This window comes from Chromohalobacter marismortui, assembly GCF_004364315.1.
Taxonomy (GTDB): Bacteria; Pseudomonadota; Gammaproteobacteria; order Pseudomonadales; family Halomonadaceae; genus Chromohalobacter; species Chromohalobacter marismortui.
The window spans coordinates 504653-521721 of the sequence record NZ_SOBR01000004.1 but is presented as its reverse complement, the minus strand read 5'-3'; the positions used below and the strand labels follow the sequence as shown (position 1 = coordinate 521721).

Here is a 17069-nt window from a genome sequence, read left to right as displayed (position 1 = left end):
TCGTCCGCGCGCTTCTGGAACGGCCTGCCCGACGACGTGCGTCCGGTAGTGGAAAAGGCCCTCGACAAGGCGATTGCTTACGGTAACAAGATCGCCGCGCGCGAAAACCAGGAAGCCAAGGAAGCCATCATTGCCTCCGGCAAGTCCGAAATCATCGAGTTGACGCCGGAGCAACGTCAGAAGTGGGTCGAGGCGATGAAGCCGGTGTGGAACCAGTTCTCCGAAGAGATCGGCCAGGACGTGATCGATGCGGCCAAGGCCTCCAACCTCGGCGGCAAGACCATCGAGGAAGTTACCGCCGACCAGAAGAGCTGATGCACGTCATTCCCATGTCCTGAAGACGGCGGGCCATCATGGCTCGCCGTCTTCATGTGAGAAACAAGGTGATCCGCATGATCATACGTTGGCTCAATAAGCTGGAAGAGGCGATCTTCTCGGCGTTGTTGGTCGCCATGGTCTTTTTGGTATGCGTCGAGGTGTTCTACCGCTTCGTGCTTGCCGAAGGCATCAGTTGGGCGCAAGAAGGCTCCCTTTATCTATCGGGCTGGTTCGTGCTGTTCGGCGTGTCCTGGGGCGTCAAGCATGGTGCGCATATCGGCGTCGACGTACTGGTCAACAAACTGCCACGGGGCGGGCGGCGTATCGTCACGCTGGCCGCACTGGCCGTCTGCCTGACCTACTGCACGCTGATGCTGCTCGGTAGCTACGAATACCTCAAGCTGACCCACATGATCGGCATCGAATTGCAGGACATTCCGATCCCTAAATGGCAAGCCACGCTGATTCTCCCCATCGGCATGGGTCTGCTGGTGTTGCGCTTCGTCGAACTTGGCTGGCGCGTGATAAAAGGCGAGGCGGACAGTTTCGGTTTTTCCGACGAGGGGCAGGACAGCATGCATCTCGCCGAAGAACTCGAGGACCAGAAAGCGCCCAACGATACGCACCGGGATAAGGAAAGCCGCTCGTGACCATCGCGATCCTATTCGCTCTACTGTTCGGAGCCATTCTACTGGGCATGCCGATCGCCTTCGCACTGGGCTTTTCCAGCGTGACGACGATCCTGCTCTTCTCCAACGACTCACTGGGCTCGATCGCCATCACGTTGTTCGAGGCGGTCTCAGGCCACTACACTTTGCTGGCGATCCCTTTCTTCATCCTGTCGAGCGCCTTCCTGTCCACCGGCGGCGTCGCAAGGCGGCTGATCAACTTCGCCACCGACTGCGTAGGCCACATCAAGGGCGGGCTGGCGATGGCGTCGGTCATGGCCTGCATGCTGTTCGCCGCCGTTTCCGGTTCGTCGCCGGCTACCGTCGCCGCGATCGGCTCGATTACCATCGCCGGCATGGTGCGCCAGGGCTACCCCCAATCCTATGCCGCCGGGGCGATCGCCAATGCCGGCACACTGGGGATACTGATTCCGCCGTCGATCGTCATGCTGGTCTATTCGGCGGCCACCGAGGTGTCGGCAGCCAAGATGTTCATGGCCGGCTTGGTCCCCGGACTGATGATGGGCGGTATATTGATGGTCGCCATCTATGTCTCGGCGCGAGTCATGAAGCTGCCCGCCCAGCCGTTTCCGGGAGTGGTAGCGTTGCTGCGGTCAGGGGGCAAGGCACTGGCCGGGCTACTGCTGATCATCCTGGTACTGGGCTCGATCTATGGCGGCGTGGCCAGCCCCACCGAGGCGGCAGCGATCGCCGCGCTCTACGCCTGGCTAGTGGCAGTGATCGGTTATCGCGATATCGGGCCGCTCAAGAACGACCCTTGGAAGCGCCCCCACGAGGGACTGGGCGCCGCCATGGTGCGAAGCCTATGGCAGATCCCCACGGCAATCGCGGGCTCTTTCGCTAATCGTGAGGTGCGTGGGGTGGTGCTGGATGGCGCCAAGGTGTCGATGATGCTGCTGTTCATCATCGCCAACGCCATGCTTTTCGCCCATGTGCTGACTACCGAGCGGATCCCGCATACCATCGCCGAGACGATCGTGTCATGGGGCCTGCCGGCATGGGGCTTTTTGATCGTGATGAACCTGTTGCTGCTGGCGGCGGGCAACTTCATGGAGCCGTCGGCGATCCTGCTGATCATGGCACCGATTCTATTCCCGATCGCCACCCAGTTGGGTATCGACCCCATCCACTTGGGGATCATCATGGTCGTCAACATGGAAATCGGCATGCTCACCCCACCGGTGGGGCTCAACCTGTTCGTCACCGCGGGGATTACCGGACGCTCGATCGGCTGGGTAATCAAGGCCTGCCTGCCGTGGCTGTGCCTGTTGCTGGGCTTCTTGATGCTGATCACCTACGTCCCGGCGATCTCGCTATGGCTGCCTAACTTGCTGTCGTGAGCCATCGCCTGGCCACCAAGTGGCGGGGCGCCTAATACGGGCCTCGCCACACTACCCCAGCAACGAGCGCAGGCCCGCAATGGCATCCTTGCCGCGGGCCTGCTTCTTCTCGGGATCTTCCTTGTCGGCACGCCCTTCCCATTCGAGATCGTCGGGCGGCAGCTCCTCGAGGAAGCGACTGGGCGTGCAGTCCAGCAGCTCGCCGTAGGCCTTGCGCTGGCGGGCCAGCGTCAGCGTCAGCGTTCGCCGCGCCCGGGTGATGCCGACGTAGGCGAGGCGCCGTTCCTCCTCGATGGTGCCGGCTTCGACCGCGTTGCGATGCGGCAGCAATTCTTCTTCCAGCCCCATCAGGTAGACATGCGGGAACTCCAGCCCCTTCGAGGCATGCATGGTGAGCAGCTGCACCCGGTCGGAGTCGTCTTCCTCGGCCTGTTGCTCGAGGATATCGCGCAATACCAGCCGCGAGATCGCGGACTCCACGTCGTCGGTTTCCTCGGATGCATCGCCATCTTCGTCATCGCGGTGCATCGACTTCTCGAGCTGGTCGATCAGCGTCCACACATTGGCCATGCGCCGCTCGGCGATGGTCGGGGCGCTGGCGTTCTGGAACAGCCAGGCTTCGTAATCCATCTCGCGCAGCATGTCGCGAATCGCCGCGATGGCATCGCCCTGATCCATGCGCCGGCGCACACCGTCGATGAAGTGCGTGAAGCGCGACAGACGCTCCACCGCACGCGTGGGCAGCACCTGTTCGAGGCCGATTTCGTGGCACGCGGCAAACAACGAGATACTGCGCTCGGTGGCGTAATTGGCAAGCTTCTCCAGCGTCCCCGGGCCGATTTCGCGACGCGGCACGTTGACGATGCGCAGGAAGGCGTTGTCGTCGCCGGGATTGATCAACAGGCGCAGGTACGCCATGGCATCCTTGATCTCGTTGCGCGAGAAGAATGACGTGCCGCCGGAGAGCTTGTAGGGAATCTGGTAGTGCTGAAGCTTGAGCTCCAATAACCGCGCCTGGAAGTTGCCCCGGTAAAGAACCGCGAAATCGCGCCATTCGGCACGTTCCTTGATGCGTCGGGTCAGGATCTCGCTGGCCACGCGCTCGGCCTCGGCCTCCTCGTGGCGGTTGACGATGACGCGAATGGCGTCGCCCTGGCCCATCTCCGACCACAGAGTCTTCTCGTAGACGTGGGGATTGTTGCCGATCAGGGTATTGGCCGCACGCAGAATGGTGCCGGTGGAGCGGTAGTTCTGCTCGAGCTTGATGACGTTGAGCCGTGGGAAGTCCTCGCCCAGGGTGACCAGGTTCTCGGGGCGCGCGCCGCGCCAGGCGTAGATCGACTGGTCGTCGTCGCCGACCACGGTGAAAGTGGCGCGCTCGGCCATCAGCAGCTTGACCAGTTGGTACTGGCTGACGTTGGTGTCCTGATACTCGTCGACCAGCATGTACTGGATCTTGCGCTGCCAGCGGGCCAACGCCTCGGGATTGTCGCGCAGCAGCACCACCGGCAGCAGGATCAGGTCGTCGAAGTCGACCGCGTTGTAGGCCTTGAGATGCCGACTGTAGGCTTCGTACACCCGCGCCGCGTATTGCGCGTCTTCATCCGCGGCGTGCGAGATCGCCTGCCCCGGCAGTACCAGGTCGTTCTTCCATTGGGAAATCTGCCCCTGCACCGCGTTGATCTGCTCGGCGTCGGTATCCGCTTCCTTCTGCATCAAGTCGCGCAGCAGTGCCTTGGCATCCTCGGGGTCGAACAGCGAGAAGCCCGGCTTGTAGCCCAGCGTCTTCAACTCGCCGCGAATGATGTTGAGTCCCAGGGTGTGGAAGGTCGAAACCGTCAGGCCGTGGCCCTCGCGCCCCTGGAGCATCTCCCCCACGCGCTCTTTCATCTCGCGCGCCGCCTTGTTGGTGAAGGTCACCGCCGCGATCTTGCGCGCGCTCATCCCGCATTCCTGGATCAGGTAGGCGATCTTGGTGGTGATCACGCTGGTCTTGCCGGACCCGGCACCGGCCAGCACCAGGCAAGGGCCGTCGATATAGCGTGCGGCTTCCTGCTGACGGGGATTGAGCTTGGCGAGGCGTTGGCGAATCGAGGGCATAGTGCTCATGACGTGGGTGCCGTACTCGCATCGGCGATCCCCGCCCCGGCGAACTCGAGCTGCCGCCAGGCTTCGAAGACCAGGATCGCGCAGGCGTTGGAGAGGTTCAGGCTGCGACTGTCGGGCAGCATGGGAATACGCAGCCGCTGCGCCGGCGGCAAGGCATCGAGCATGGCCTGCGGAAGCCCGCGCGTCTCGGGGCCGAAGACCAGGGCATCGCCTTCGCGGTAGGCGACCTCGTGATAGCCGGTGCGGCCGCGCGTGGACACCGCCAGCACGCGCGCCGGCTGGACGCTGTCCACGAAAGCGTCCCAGTCGGCGTGTACCTTCACCCGCGCCCACTCGTGGTAGTCGAGGCCCGCGCGTCGCAGACGCTTGTCGTCGAGCGCGAAGCCCAGCGGCTCGATCAGATGCAGGCGAAAGCCGGTGTTGGCGCACAAACGGATGAGATTGCCCGTGTTGGGCGGAATTTCGGGCTCAAAGAGTACGATATCGAGCATGAGGATCACTGTGCCAAGGCGGCGAAGAGCCACCATGATACGCAATCGGCGCCCCGAATGGGACGCCGATCGGTGCTTTCTCCAGCACCCTGGAACCAACGCCAACGCTCGCAGCTATCGATGATGCGTTGGACCTTTCTTTCAGCTTAAAGCTTATGGCTCCCGGCGCAGCCGGGCACGCTCAGAAGCCGACGCTGACGCCCACCACCGGCCCACTGTCGAGGGTGTGCTCGCCACTGTCGCCGAAATCCGTGCGGTAATAGCGATAGCCCCCGTACAGGTAGGTCTGCGCGACGACGTTGACCCGCGCCTGGGCACCGTACTCATAACTCTTCTTGATATCGCCGTGGCTCAGGCCGTCCGGAGTGTAGAAGCCGTAGCCCCCCACCGAGGTCAGCGGAATCGGCGTATCGACGTAGGCCGAACCGCCGAGCCCGACGCCGCCACCGTCGCCGAAGTGCGTGTCCTGGTACTGATAGCGCGCCCCCACCGAGAGATCGACCAGCGGCAGATAGGGCGAGAACATCAACGACCCGGAATACGCGTCGGCGTCATGACCGCTATCGTCCGAGGAAAAGTAGCCGACACTGGCCCGCAGGGTCGGAAAGATGCTTTGGCTCGCCTCGATCCCCTGGGAATCGGGGCCGGCATTGGCGGACACGCTGAGCGCCATGGCCTGATGACTGGCCAACAGGAGACCGGCGGAAGTGAGCGCGAAACGGAGTGACTTGATCATGTGGGAACTCCCGCAAAAGATGGTGAACATCGCCGTCACTATGGCATAATCACAGCAGTTTAGAAACGCCGTTTTCAAACCTTAGCCGTCGAGACGCACGCCGTAACGATCACGATACGCACGAATGGCCTCGGCATGCGGCTTGAGGTCGTTACCGGCATGAGTGTCGAGATAGGCAAGCACCTGGTCGAGCGTGACGATACTCACGACCGGCATGGCATAGCGTGCCTCGACCTCCTGGATGGCGCTGCGGCGCTGGGCGCCATCCTCGACCTGGCCGCACTCCTGACGATCGAGGGCGATGACCACGCCCGCCGCCTGGGCATCGGCGGCATCGATCAGGTCCATGACCTCGCGAATGGCGGTACCGGCGGTGATGACGTCATCGATGATCAGCACCCGGCCGGTGAGCGCCGCGCCGACGAGGGTGCCACCTTCGCCGTGGGCCTTGGCTTCCTTGCGGTTGAACGCGAACGGCAGGTCGCGGTCATGATGGTCGGCCAGCGCCACGGCGGTGGTCGTCGCCAGCGGAATGCCCTTGTAAGCTGGGCCAAAGAGGACATCCGCCGAGAGCCCGCTATGCGCGATGGCCTGGGCATAGAAACGGCCCAGACGCGCCAGGGCACGACCGCTCTTGAACAGACCGGCGTTGAAGAAATAGGGGCTGACGCGCCCGGACTTGAGGGTGAATTCACCGAACTTTAGCACGCCTTCGTCGATGGCGAACTCGATGAACTCCTGCTGATATGGTTGCAGTTGCGCGGTCACGCCGGACTCCCTATCACCCTGATCGCTATTACACATTTACCTAAACGTCGAAAGCTCAGGTATCATACACGCGCGACGAAAAAGGGACCATGTATGAAAATCGCCAGCATCAATGTCAACGGAATCCGCGAAGCGGTCGGGAGGGGGTTTCTCGACTGGCTGGCCAACCAGGACGCCGACGTCATCTGCGTTCAGAACCTCAAGGCCAAAAGCTTCGAACTCGACGACAGCATTCTTTTTCCCGAGGGGTACGAAGGCTATTTCCTGGACGCCGAGGAGGACGGTTTCTCCGGCGTGGGGCTCTATTGCCGCAAGATCCCCAAGGCCATCATGTACGGACTGGGCTTCCCCCAGTGCGATAACGAAGCGCGCTTCCTGCAGGCCGATTACGAGCGCTTCAGCATCGCCAGCTTCCTGATGCCCGACGGTAGCGACCTGGAAGCCAAGCAGTCCTTCATGAGTCGGTACCAGGAATATCTCAGCAAGATGGTGAAAAAGCGCCGCGAGTACATCATCTGCGGCACCTGGCACATCGCGCACAAGACCATCGATCTTGCCAATTGGGCCGACAATCAGACCACACCGGGCTTTCGTCCCGAGGAACGCGCGTGGATGGATCAGGTCTTCGGCCCGATGGGCTATATCGACACCTTCCGTGAAGTCAATCGCGATGCCAATCAGTACACCTGGTGGCCCAAGCTCGATCAGGACGTACCGCGCATGCGCCAGGAAGGCTGGCGCCTCGACTACCAGATCGTGGGCCCCGAGTTCCGCCGCCACGTGGTAGATGCCTGGATCGACCGCGACGCGACCTTCTCCGAATTCGCGCCGCTCATCGTCGAGTACGATCTCGAGCTATAACGTCGCCGGTCCCGCGCAAATGACGACGCCGGCCCAGGGCCGGCGTCGTGGGTTCTTGCCGTATGATAGCGCTCGCGATCAGTCACGAAAGCCCAGCGCCTCGCGCTGATGCGCGAACAGCTGACGCCCGGCGCCTTCGGCCAGGTCGAGCATCGCATTGAGTTCCTGACGGGTGAACGTCGCCGTCTCGGCGGTGCCCTGCACCTCGATCAAGCCGCCATCCTCGGCCATCACCACGTTCATGTCGGTGCCTGCCGTGCTGTCCTCGGGATAGTCGAGATCCACCACCGGCTGGCCCTTGAAGATACCCACCGATACCGAGCTCACCAACTGCTTGAAGGGATCCTTCTTGATCAACTTCTCGCGTTGCAAGTGATGGATCGCATCCACCAGCGCCACGCAGCCGCCGGTGATCGATGCCGTGCGCGTGCCGCCATCGGCCTGGATCACGTCGCAATCCACGGTGATCGTGAATTCGCCCAGCTTCTTGAGATCCACCACCGTGCGCAGCGAACGGCCGATCAAGCGCTGGATCTCCAGCGTACGCCCGCCTTGTTTGCCACGCGTGGCCTCGCGTCCGCCACGGGTGTGGGTCGCGCGCGGCAGCATGCCGTATTCGGCGGTGATCCATCCTTGCTGCTTACCGCGCAGCCAGCGCGGCACGCCGGCTTCCACGCTGGCGTTGCACAGCACCTTGGTATCGCCGAAGCTCACCAGTACGGACCCCTCCGCATGGCGCGTGTAGCCTCGTTCCAGGGTGATCTCGCGGGGTTGATCGGGCTGTCGTCCACTCGGGCGCATACCACCTCTCTGCATCGTCGATCGAAAGACTCACTTCAAAAGCTCCAGTCGCGGCCATGCCGCGACGATTCGCGCATTCTACACCCAAGCGGGCCTCACGCGGACCGGAATCGGTTAGACTGCAGAATTGAACGAAAGTGGCCACATACCGCGCAGGAGAATCGCATGGCGTACAGCATGACCGCCTTTACCCGGCAGACGCAGGACGCCGACTGGGGCAGCTTGCAGCTCGAGCTGCGTTCGGTGAATCAGCGCTATCTGGAACCGCATTTCCGCCTGCCGGACAGTCTGCGCGACCTCGAGCCCGCCTATCGGGAGGCGCTCCGCAAGCGTCTCTCGCGTGGCAAGGTGGAATGCACGCTGCGTTTCGACCCGGCCCACGACAACGCCACGCTCAGCGTCAACGAGACGCGCCTGGCCACCCTGGCCCAAGCGCTGGAAACAGTACGCGCACAGGTGCCCGACGCCGCCATGCCCAACGCCTTGGCGCTGCTTGATCACCCCGGCGTGCTGGAGAGCGACGGCGTCGACCTCGAACGCGTCCAGCAGGCCGCCCAGGCGCTGTTCGCAACCGCGCTGGACGACCTGACCGCCGGCCGCGCCCGCGAAGGCGAGCGCCTCGCGCAGTTGATCCGCGACCGGCTAGAGGGCATTCGTGCCGTGGTCGCCGAGGTCCGCGCCCATTTGCCCGAGATTCTGGAACGCCAGCGCGAGCAACTAATCGAGCGCCTGACCGCCTTCAAGGCCGAGCTCGACCCGCAACGCCTCGAGACCGAAATCGCCCTGCTCGCCCAGAAGGCCGACGTCGCCGAAGAACTCGACCGTCTCGAGACCCACGTGGCCGAGGTCGAGCGTCAGCTCACGCAAAAAGGTCCCATCGGCCGCCGCCTCGACTTCCTGATGCAGGAACTCAACCGCGAAGCCAACACCCTCTCCTCGAAATCCATCGTCGCCGACACCACCCGTTGCGCGGTGGAGCTGAAGGTGTTGATCGAACAGATGCGCGAGCAGATCCAGAATATAGAGTGAAGTCCACGCGCACGAGGACCGGGGACACTCTTCCAACGGTTGGGCCTGCCGCCCCGTTCTTGATACGACGCACAACAATTACATGATGGAGACGCTTCATGTCCTTTGGCTTGTTTTCCCTGTTCCCTCCGTTGCTCGCGATCCTGCTGGCGCTGGTGACCCGCAACGTGATTCCCGCGTTATTCTGTGGGGTCTGGCTGGGAGCGACGATGCTCAGTGGCGGCAATCCGGCAGCCGGGCTCTACAATAGTTTCGCGGATTTCATCATCCCCAGTGTGGGCGGTGAATGGAGCGCTACCGTTCTCATCTACTGCGGCCTGTTCGGGGTACTGATCACCGTGCTGCAGCGAACCGGCGGCGCCCATGCCATCGCCCGCGCCATTGCCTCGAAGGTGGCCTCGCCGCGTGGAGCCCAGGGCGCCACCCTGGGCTTCGGGGTCCTGATCTTCTTCGAGGACTATTTCAATGCATTGACGGTGGGAAGTGTCATGCGGCCGATCACCGACCGCATGCGCGTCTCGCGAGAAAAGCTCGCCTACATCGTCGATTCGACCTCGGCGCCCATGTGCCTGTTGGGGCCCGTCTCCACCTGGGTGGTGTTCGTCATGGGGCTGATCGGCACCCAGCTTGGCGAGATGGACATGACGGGCTCCGAGTATCTGATATACCTGTCGTCGATTCCGCTCAATTTCTATGCCTGGCTGGCGCTGCTGTTGATTCTGGTGATCGTCGTCACCCAATCGGATTTCGGCCCCATGGCCACGGCCGAGCAGCGCGCACGGATGAGTGGCAAGTTGTTGGCGGATGGCGCCCAGCCACCTTCCGATCGCGAAGCGACCGAGATGCTGGGCGTTGCCGAAGAGAGCTCGCGCAAGCGCAACATGCTCGTGCCGATCCTGGTGCTGGTGGGCATGATTCCGCCCCTGTTCCTGTGGACCGGCAACTTCCCCGAGAACGACCTGATCACGGCGATGGGAGAAGCCGAGGGCGGCCTGTCGATCCTGATCGCGACCTTCCTGGCGGTCAGCGTAGCGCTGGGCATGGGACTGCAACAGCGGCTGTTCGATTTTCGTGAAGCGATGGATCTGGTGGTCACCGGCATCAAGAGCATGACGCTGGTTTACATCATTCTCACCCTGGCCTGGTCGATCGGTAGCGTGACCTCACAGCTGGGCACTGCCGATTACCTGGTCACGCTGGCCCAGGCCGGCATCGCGCCGAGCCTGATTCCCGTCTTGCTGTTCTTGATCGGCTCGCTCGTCGCCTTCACCACCGGCACCTCCTATGGCACCTTCGCGATCATGATCCCCATCGCCATGCCGGTGGCTGCTGCAATGGACATGTCGTTATCGTTGGCCATTGCCGCTGTACTCAGCGGCGGTATCTTCGGCGATCATTGCTCGCCGATTTCGGATACCACCATCCTCTCCTCGGCCGGCTCTTCGTGTGACCACATCGACCACGTACGAACCCAATTACCCTATGCAATGAGCGCAGGAACATCCGGGATCATCGCCTTTTTGGTCGCAGGACTGACAGGCTCAGCCTGGATCGGGGGACTCAGCGGGGTAGCCGCACTGTTCATGGTGGTGTTTGTACTGCGCTGGGCGTGGGGCCCGAAAGCATCCGCAGAGTACGACTCGGCCAGCTGACCATGACCCGGCAGGCGGGGGCCTTCTCCCCCGCCTCGCAGGCCATCAGACACAGGAGCGCCGGTATGGATTCGTGGCCTGGCAATCCTATTGCCGCAGCGATAACCTGATACCGTACGGGCTTGTAGATGGCGTGACGCAATACGACGTCCACCTCGAGTGTATGCAAGATCAGGGAGGATCAAGTCTTGGTGTTTTTGCTGGTCACTCCCGATATAAGTCGTGATGAAAAACGATTCATTTTAAATATAGAATGTCGGGTTAATTAAATGTCCCGTGACGATTCATGGTCCGACGGTGAAATCGCATCCATCGTCGACACCTACCGCAAGATGTTAATCGCGGAATTGAGCCATCAGCGCTACAACAAAGCAGCTCTCAATCGTCAGTTGGCAGAGCGTTTACCCAAGCGAAGTTCAGGCTCTATCGAATTCAAACACTGCAACATTAGCGCAGTACTTCGCGATGCCGGCTGCCCCTACGTGGCGGGGTACAAACCACGGAGTAACTATCAGGCAATCTTGGCAGAATGCGTCGAGCAGCGTTTATTACGCAGTGAAGTTTTTGATCGAGCGGCCCTATCGGCGGCAGAACGCCCCGTCATCGACAATACGCCCGAAACCCTCGAAGGCGTAGTCGTTGATCCCCCTAAAGCGACTCCTCAGGTACAAGAAAGGCAGGGCAGCTATGTCGTGAAACGCGACTATCTTGCTCGCGAGGCCCGCAACCGTGAGCTAGGGCATGCAGGCGAGTGTTTCGTGCTTGCCTATGAGCGCCAACGGCTGATAGCCGAGGGAGCTCAGAACCTCGCCGAAGCGGTGGAACATGTCGCCGTTACCCAGGGAGATGGCATGGGCTTCGATGTTCGTTCTTTTTCCTCCGATGGCAGCGAACGCCTGGTCGAGGTCAAGACCACCGCTTTCGCCAAGGAGTGCGCCTTCTTTCTCTCGCCCAACGAGTTGGATTGCTCAGGTAAAAACGCTGCACACTACTACCTTTATCGGCTCTTCAGCTTCCGTGACCGGCCGAGGATGTTCTGCCTCCAGGGCGATCTGCGCGACCACCTGTGGCTGGAGCCCGAAAGCTATCGGGCCGGGGTTCGCTGACACACTCGACTTCAAGGGATAGTAGCCGACCGCCCTCCATGTCGTCGAAACCCGACCATTGGCGTAGAACCATCCCGATTTTGGCCGTAATCGGCTACCCTTGCGTCTTCGGCTTTGCCGCCGTGATGCATTACCTTTCGATTTCCAAGGATGGTTCTCTTGTCGACTTCCGCGATGCCCCGCCGGGGCGTTCTGACTCTCGTCGCGCTGCTGCTGGTGGCGCTCAACCTTCGCCCGGCACTGACCAGTGTTGCGCCGGTACTTGGCAACATCGGTGAGGCGCTGGCGCTCTCCCCCAGTTGGCAGGGCATCCTGACCACATTGCCGGTGCTGTTTCTGGGGCTCGCGGCGCCGCTGGCACCACGCCTGATCCGCCGGATCGGCCCTGAACGCAGCGTGTTTGCGGCCCTCGTGGTGCTGGCGATGGCGCTGCTCGTGAGGCCCTATATCGGCACGCTGGGGCTCTTTCTGGGCACGGCGATCGCCGGCAGCTGCATCGGAATCATCGGGGTGCTGCTGCCGGGCATCGTCAAGCGGGACTTCCCCCGTCGCGTCAGCATCATGACCGGCCTCTATACCGTGGCGCTCAACCTTGGCGCTTCCGCTGCCGCGGGTACCACGGAGCCGCTGCGTCAACTGCTGGATGGCGTTGCGCAAGGAGCTTCCCTCAGTGCCTGGCAGGGCGCGCTGGCGTTCTGGTTGCTGCCGGCGGTGATCGCCGCGCTGCTGTGGCTGCCGCAGCTCAGGGGCACCAAGCCTACTCGCGTTCCCGCGCGGCGCGGCGCGCGGCTGCGTCACGATTCGCTGGCCTGGCAAGTATCACTGTTCATGGGGCTGCAGTCGTCGCTGGCCTATATCGTGTTCGGCTGGCTGCCGACGATCCTGCAGGATCGCGGATTGGCAGCAGTCACCGCGGGGCTGGCGCTGTCGGTATCGATCCTGCTGCAGGTGTCCACCGCGATCCTGGCGCCTTTGATCGGCAGCCGCATGCGTGACCAGCGAGCGGTACTGGCCGTCGTGATAACACTCACGCTGACCGGGCTGCTGGGCTGCCTCTACGCGCCGATCGATGGTGTGTGGCTATGGATCGTGGTGCTGGGGCTGGGCCAGGGCGGCACTTTCAGCATGGCGTTGACGCTGCTGGCCCTGCGCGCGCCGGATGCGACGACGGCCGCCAGCCTCTCGGCGATGGCCCAGGGCATCGGCTACACCCTGGCGGCACTGGGGCCGCTGCTGGTCGGCGTGCTGCACGACTGGAGTGGCGGCTGGAACGTGATCGGTGTGCTGGTCAGTACGATTGCCCTGAGCGCGCTGGTCATGGCGCTGGGCGCGGGGCGCAACCGCCAAGTGGCGTCGACACAAGGCACGTCATGATGGGCGGTGTGACGGCTCCAGCCATCGGAACTTGGAACGTCGCCCACGAATTGCCGGCACGCCAAGGCGTGGGCCACCGCTGCGCGACGAGTGGAGCCTTCAGCAAGCCAATGGTTTAATACTGGAGCCAACCGTCTTTATGTGCGCTATGGAGAGGATATCGATGCAAGCGAGGTCGCATTTATTAGGGATGATGCTAATGCTGATAGTGTTGGCACTGCCCGGCTGGGCACAGGCTCAGGAAACGTCTGATAGTCGGTCGCAGGGACTTTATCGGCTCCCCGCATCGAGCGATATCATCGGCCACGTCAAGATCGTCGAAGCCGCTGCCAAGGATACGTTGATCGATATCGGATTGCGCCACGGCGTTGGCTTCGAAGCCATGCAACGGGCCAACCCCGATGTCGATGCCTGGGTACCCGGTAAAGGCACCGAGGTGAGGGTCCCCACTCGTTTCATTCTTCCCCCGGGCCCCCACAAGGGGATCGTGATCAATCTTGCCGAGTTACGGCTGTATTACTATCCCCCCGTGGAAGAGGGCGAGACACCCCGCGTCGAGACCTTTCCCATCGGCATTGGCCGGCAGGGGTGGCAAACCCCGCTGGGCAAGACGACCGTCACCATGACGATCAAGGATCCCGCCTGGTATCCACCGGAAAGCATCATCGAAGAGCGTGCTGAAGACGGTAAGAAGCTACCGCGTGTCGTACCTCCCGGCCCTGACAATCCTCTGGGTGAATACGCCATGATGCTCGATATCCCCGGTTATCTGATTCATGGCACCAACCAGCCACGAGGCGTCGGGATGCGAGTCTCTCACGGTTGTATTCGTATGCTGCCAAGGGATATCGAGTACCTTGCCACACGCGTGCCCAATGGCACGCAGGTGCGCATCATCGACGAGCCAGTCAAATTCGGTTGGGATGCGGCAGGGACGCTTTTTGCTCAGTTGTATCCGGTCCAGCATGGTGGCGAGAAATCTGTCGATATTCCCAGCCGTTCCCATGCCATGAAACGGCTCCACGATACGGTTAAGCAGCCGCCACGTTTCTTGATCGACTTCGGGCGTCTCGAGGCATTGCGTATGGATCCCGACGGGATACCGACATCATTACTGCTGACCGGGCTGCCTTTCCCGATGCCTGAACCACCGCAGACATTCTTCACGCGGACGCATCTTTCGAAGACGTTCTATAATCGGATCGATGCGAGTCTTCAGGACTGAAGATTCAAAAGCCCCGGCATACGAGCGACGCAATCCACATCCTCGCCCGGCGTTTCATTCGCCGGGCGTTTGCCGTACCGGAGTGCTCCGTGTGCCGATCGAAGCGGCTTTAACCATTCAACGGGACACTCTTTTGGCACCGTTTTTTAGCACCGTTGCGTTGCAAAATTTCAATCGCCTTGCCCAGCATTGTCACGCCACGCTGACGATCATGGGGACGATGAATCGACGCCGTGACGGTGCCGCTCTCCCCGCCGCCAGCGGAAATAACGTGCCAGCCAGCCGAGCAGGCGCTCGGGCTTGTGGGCGTTCTTCCACACGCCGGCAGTGCCTTTGACGGCTTCCGAGAGGGTCGGGTAGGGGTGAATCGTGCCGAGCAACTTGTTGAGCCCGATGTTGTGCTTCATGGCCAGCGTCACCTCCGCCAGCCATTCACCGGCGTTTTCCCCGACCAGAGTGGCGCCGAGGATGCGGTCCTTGCCGGGGACGGTGAGAATCTTGACGAAACCGGCGGTGGCGCGCTCGGCGATCGCCCGGTCGCTCTCGGCCATGTCGTAGCGGGTGACCTCGTAAGCGATGCCCTGAGATTTGGCCTCGCGCTCGTTGAGCCCCACGCGTGCCACTTCGGGTTGCAGGTACGTCACCGCGGGCATGATGCGGTAGTCGACCTTGAAGCGCTTGAACTCGCCGAACAGGGCGTTGACGGCGGCATGCCAGGCCTGGTGCGCGGCGGCGTGGGTCAACTGATAAGGGCCGGCGACATCGCCGCAGGCCCAGATGTTGGGCAGCTTGGTCTGTAGCTGCTCGTTGACCTCCAGGGTCCCGTTGTCGCGGGTGGCGATCCCCAGCGCTTCCAGTCCGAGCCCTGCGACGTTGGCCTGACGGCCGACGCTGACCAGCAGGCGGTCGAAGGGAATGTGCGTCTGGCGACCGTCGGCCGCCTCGACGTGGAGCTGGTTCTCGCCGTTCTCGACCGTCACCGACAGCGCCCGGGTGCCGGTCATGATCTCGAGGCCTTCCTCGGCAAGCAGGCCGGCAACGAGTTCGCCGACATCGTCATCCTCGCGCCCCAGCAGCTGCTCGGCGCCCTCGACCAGCGTGACCTGGCTGCCCAGGCGGGCGAAGCTCTGGCCGAGCTCGCAGCCGATCGCGCCACCGCCCAGCACCACCAGGCGGCGCGGCTGCTCGGTCAGCGTCCACAGGTTCTCGGAGGTCAGCACGTCTACCTGCTCGATGCCCGGAATCGGCGGCACCTTGGGCGTGGCGCCGGTGGCGATGACGATATGCCGCGCCGTCAGCGGCTGGCCGTCGACATCCACCGTCCACGGAGACAGCAGCCGCGCCGTGCCACGCTTCACCTCGACGCCCAGTCCGGTATAGCGTTCCTCGCTGTCATGGGGTGCCACTTCCTCGATGACACGCCGCACATGGCCCATGACCTCGCCGAAGTCGATACGCGGCGCCCCTGCGTGCACACCCAGCCGCTCGGCGTCACGCACGTTCTGGGCGGCCCGCGCGGCGCGAATCAGCGCCTTGGAGGGCACGCAGCCGGTATTGAGGCAATCGCCCCCCATGGCGTCACGTTCGACGAGCGCGACCTTGGCCCGCACCGCACTGGCGATATAGCTGGTCACGAGTCCCGCTGAGCCGCCGCCGATCACCAGGATGTCGACATCGAAGTGCCGCGGCTTGGCATACCCCCGATAGCGCTTGCGGCGTTGCAGCCCGTCGACGACCCACCGTGCGATCAGCGGGAAGACGCCCAGCAGGGCGAAGGACAGCAGCAGCGACGGCGACACGACGCCCCCCAGCGATTGCAGCTCGCCGAGTTGCTGGCCGGCATTCACGTAGACCAGCGTGCCCGGAATCATGCCGATCTGGCTGGCGATATAGAACACCGAGGTACGCAGTCGGGTCAGGCCCATCACCAGATTGATGACGAAAAACGGGAAAACCGGCACCAGTCGCAGGCTGAATAGATACAGCGCGCCATCACGCTCGATACCTTTATTGATCGTGTCCAGATATCGAGAAAAGCGACGCTCCACGGTTTCCCTGAACAACGTACGGGAGACGAGAAACGCCAGCGTGGCGCCGATCGTGCTGGCGAAGGAGATGATCAGGAACCCCCAGCCCAGGCCGAACAGGGCGCCCCCCAGCAGCGTCAGGAAGGCGGCGCCGGGCAGCGAGAGCGCGGCGATCAGCACGTAGACGAGGAAGAAGCCGCCGGCGACGAGCCAGGGTGCATCGGCGAACCACTGGTCGAACCGCCCTTGCAGCGACTGGATGGACTCCAGTGTCAGGTAATCGTCGAAGCCTCCCGCAAAGAAGGCCACGATCGCCACCAGCACCACCCCCAGAATCACCACGCGATAATGTTTCAATCCATCCCCCTTGTTCCTACGGTGATCGGCAGGTATCGACGTTACCGGTGACACGATACCCGCGCGCCGGTCGCCAGCTCCATGCAGTGGCCCAGCGTGGCGACGCGTTCAGGGATTGAGTCGTGCCCGCTCCCTGATCCTTACACGTGACTGCCTTGATCGCCACGAAAAAGGCGATATACCAGC

14 protein-coding genes and 1 pseudogene are annotated in these 17069 nt (G+C 62.5%); 9 read left to right on the top strand and 6 right to left on the bottom strand.

All coding sequences use genetic code 11. The features are described 5' to 3' along the window. The 3 genes and pseudogenes from C8E00_RS11765 to C8E00_RS11755 form a co-directional block, all read left to right on the top strand. Positions 1 to 315: pseudogene (locus C8E00_RS11765) on the top strand (hypothetical protein); the annotation flags it as partial. Between the two features lie 77 nt (positions 316 to 392). Continuing rightward, on the top strand, positions 393 to 968 hold the full coding sequence (locus C8E00_RS11760; RefSeq protein ID WP_208291922.1) for a TRAP transporter small permease: 576 nt from the start codon (positions 393 to 395) through the stop codon (positions 966 to 968). Then, on the top strand, positions 965 to 2347 hold the full coding sequence (locus tag C8E00_RS11755) for a TRAP transporter large permease (protein ID WP_133697679.1): 1383 nt from the start codon (positions 965 to 967) through the stop codon (positions 2345 to 2347). The genes C8E00_RS11760 and C8E00_RS11755 overlap by 4 nt, the downstream gene beginning before the upstream one ends. 51 nt (positions 2348 to 2398) lie before the next feature. Here C8E00_RS11755 and rep read toward each other — a convergent pair whose 3' ends face one another. The 4 genes from rep to pyrE form a co-directional block, all read right to left on the bottom strand. Further along, the gene (gene rep, locus C8E00_RS11750) at positions 2399 to 4456 is read right to left on the bottom strand and encodes a DNA helicase Rep (RefSeq protein ID WP_133697678.1); all 2058 of its coding nucleotides are present in this window, start codon (positions 4454 to 4456) and stop codon (positions 2399 to 2401) included. After that, on the bottom strand, positions 4453 to 4947 hold the full coding sequence (gene trmL, locus C8E00_RS11745; RefSeq protein WP_133697677.1) for a tRNA (uridine(34)/cytosine(34)/5-carboxymethylaminomethyluridine(34)-2'-O)-methyltransferase TrmL: 495 nt from the start codon (positions 4945 to 4947) through the stop codon (positions 4453 to 4455). The genes rep and trmL overlap by 4 nt, the downstream gene beginning before the upstream one ends. A gap of 181 nt (positions 4948 to 5128) precedes the next feature. After that, complete coding sequence (locus C8E00_RS11740) at positions 5129 to 5683, bottom strand: YfaZ family outer membrane protein (RefSeq protein WP_133697676.1); 555 nt, start codon at positions 5681 to 5683, stop codon at positions 5129 to 5131. A gap of 81 nt (positions 5684 to 5764) precedes the next feature. Next, positions 5765 to 6451 (bottom strand): orotate phosphoribosyltransferase, encoded by a 687-nt coding sequence (gene pyrE, locus C8E00_RS11735; RefSeq protein WP_133697675.1) that lies wholly within the window; start codon positions 6449 to 6451, stop codon positions 5765 to 5767. Positions 6452 to 6544: 93 nt separating this feature from the next. Here pyrE and C8E00_RS11730 point away from each other — a divergent pair, with 93 nt between their 5' ends. Then, positions 6545 to 7312 (top strand): exodeoxyribonuclease III, encoded by a 768-nt coding sequence (locus C8E00_RS11730; RefSeq protein ID WP_133697674.1) that lies wholly within the window; start codon positions 6545 to 6547, stop codon positions 7310 to 7312. 78 nt (positions 7313 to 7390) lie between these two features. Here the strand turns inward: C8E00_RS11730 and rph are convergent, their stop codons facing one another. Continuing rightward, positions 7391 to 8113 carry a ribonuclease PH gene (rph, locus tag C8E00_RS11725; protein ID WP_179152373.1) on the bottom strand — a complete coding sequence of 241 codons (723 nt, stop codon included), beginning with the start codon at positions 8111 to 8113 and terminating at the stop codon, positions 7391 to 7393. Positions 8114 to 8278: 165 nt separating this feature from the next. Between rph and C8E00_RS11720 the strand changes: the two genes are divergently transcribed. The 5 genes from C8E00_RS11720 (at position 8279) to C8E00_RS11700 (ending at position 14499) form a co-directional block, all read left to right on the top strand. Further along, positions 8279 to 9142 carry a YicC/YloC family endoribonuclease gene (locus C8E00_RS11720; RefSeq protein WP_133697673.1) on the top strand — a complete coding sequence of 288 codons (864 nt, stop codon included), beginning with the start codon at positions 8279 to 8281 and terminating at the stop codon, positions 9140 to 9142. Between the two features lie 98 nt (positions 9143 to 9240). Beyond that, positions 9241 to 10794 carry a Na+/H+ antiporter NhaC family protein gene (locus C8E00_RS11715; protein WP_133697672.1) on the top strand — a complete coding sequence of 518 codons (1554 nt, stop codon included), beginning with the start codon at positions 9241 to 9243 and terminating at the stop codon, positions 10792 to 10794. Between the two features lie 269 nt (positions 10795 to 11063). Next, entirely contained in the window at positions 11064 to 11900 is an 837-nt protein-coding gene (locus C8E00_RS11710; protein WP_133697671.1) for a protein NO VEIN domain-containing protein, read from the top strand. Between the two features lie 150 nt (positions 11901 to 12050). Further along, positions 12051 to 13274: a CynX/NimT family MFS transporter gene (locus tag C8E00_RS11705; protein WP_133697670.1), complete on the top strand. Its 1224-nt coding sequence runs from the start codon at positions 12051 to 12053 to the stop codon at positions 13272 to 13274. A gap of 199 nt (positions 13275 to 13473) precedes the next feature. Beyond that, entirely contained in the window at positions 13474 to 14499 is a 1026-nt protein-coding gene (locus C8E00_RS11700) for a L,D-transpeptidase family protein (protein ID WP_341765855.1), read from the top strand. 209 nt (positions 14500 to 14708) lie between these two features. On the opposite strand, the gene C8E00_RS11695 is transcribed toward C8E00_RS11700, so the two are convergent. Next, a complete protein-coding gene (locus C8E00_RS11695) occupies positions 14709 to 16883 on the bottom strand; it encodes an FAD-dependent oxidoreductase (protein WP_133697668.1) in 2175 nt (724 codons plus the stop codon). Positions 16884 to 17069: the final 186 nt, after the last annotated feature.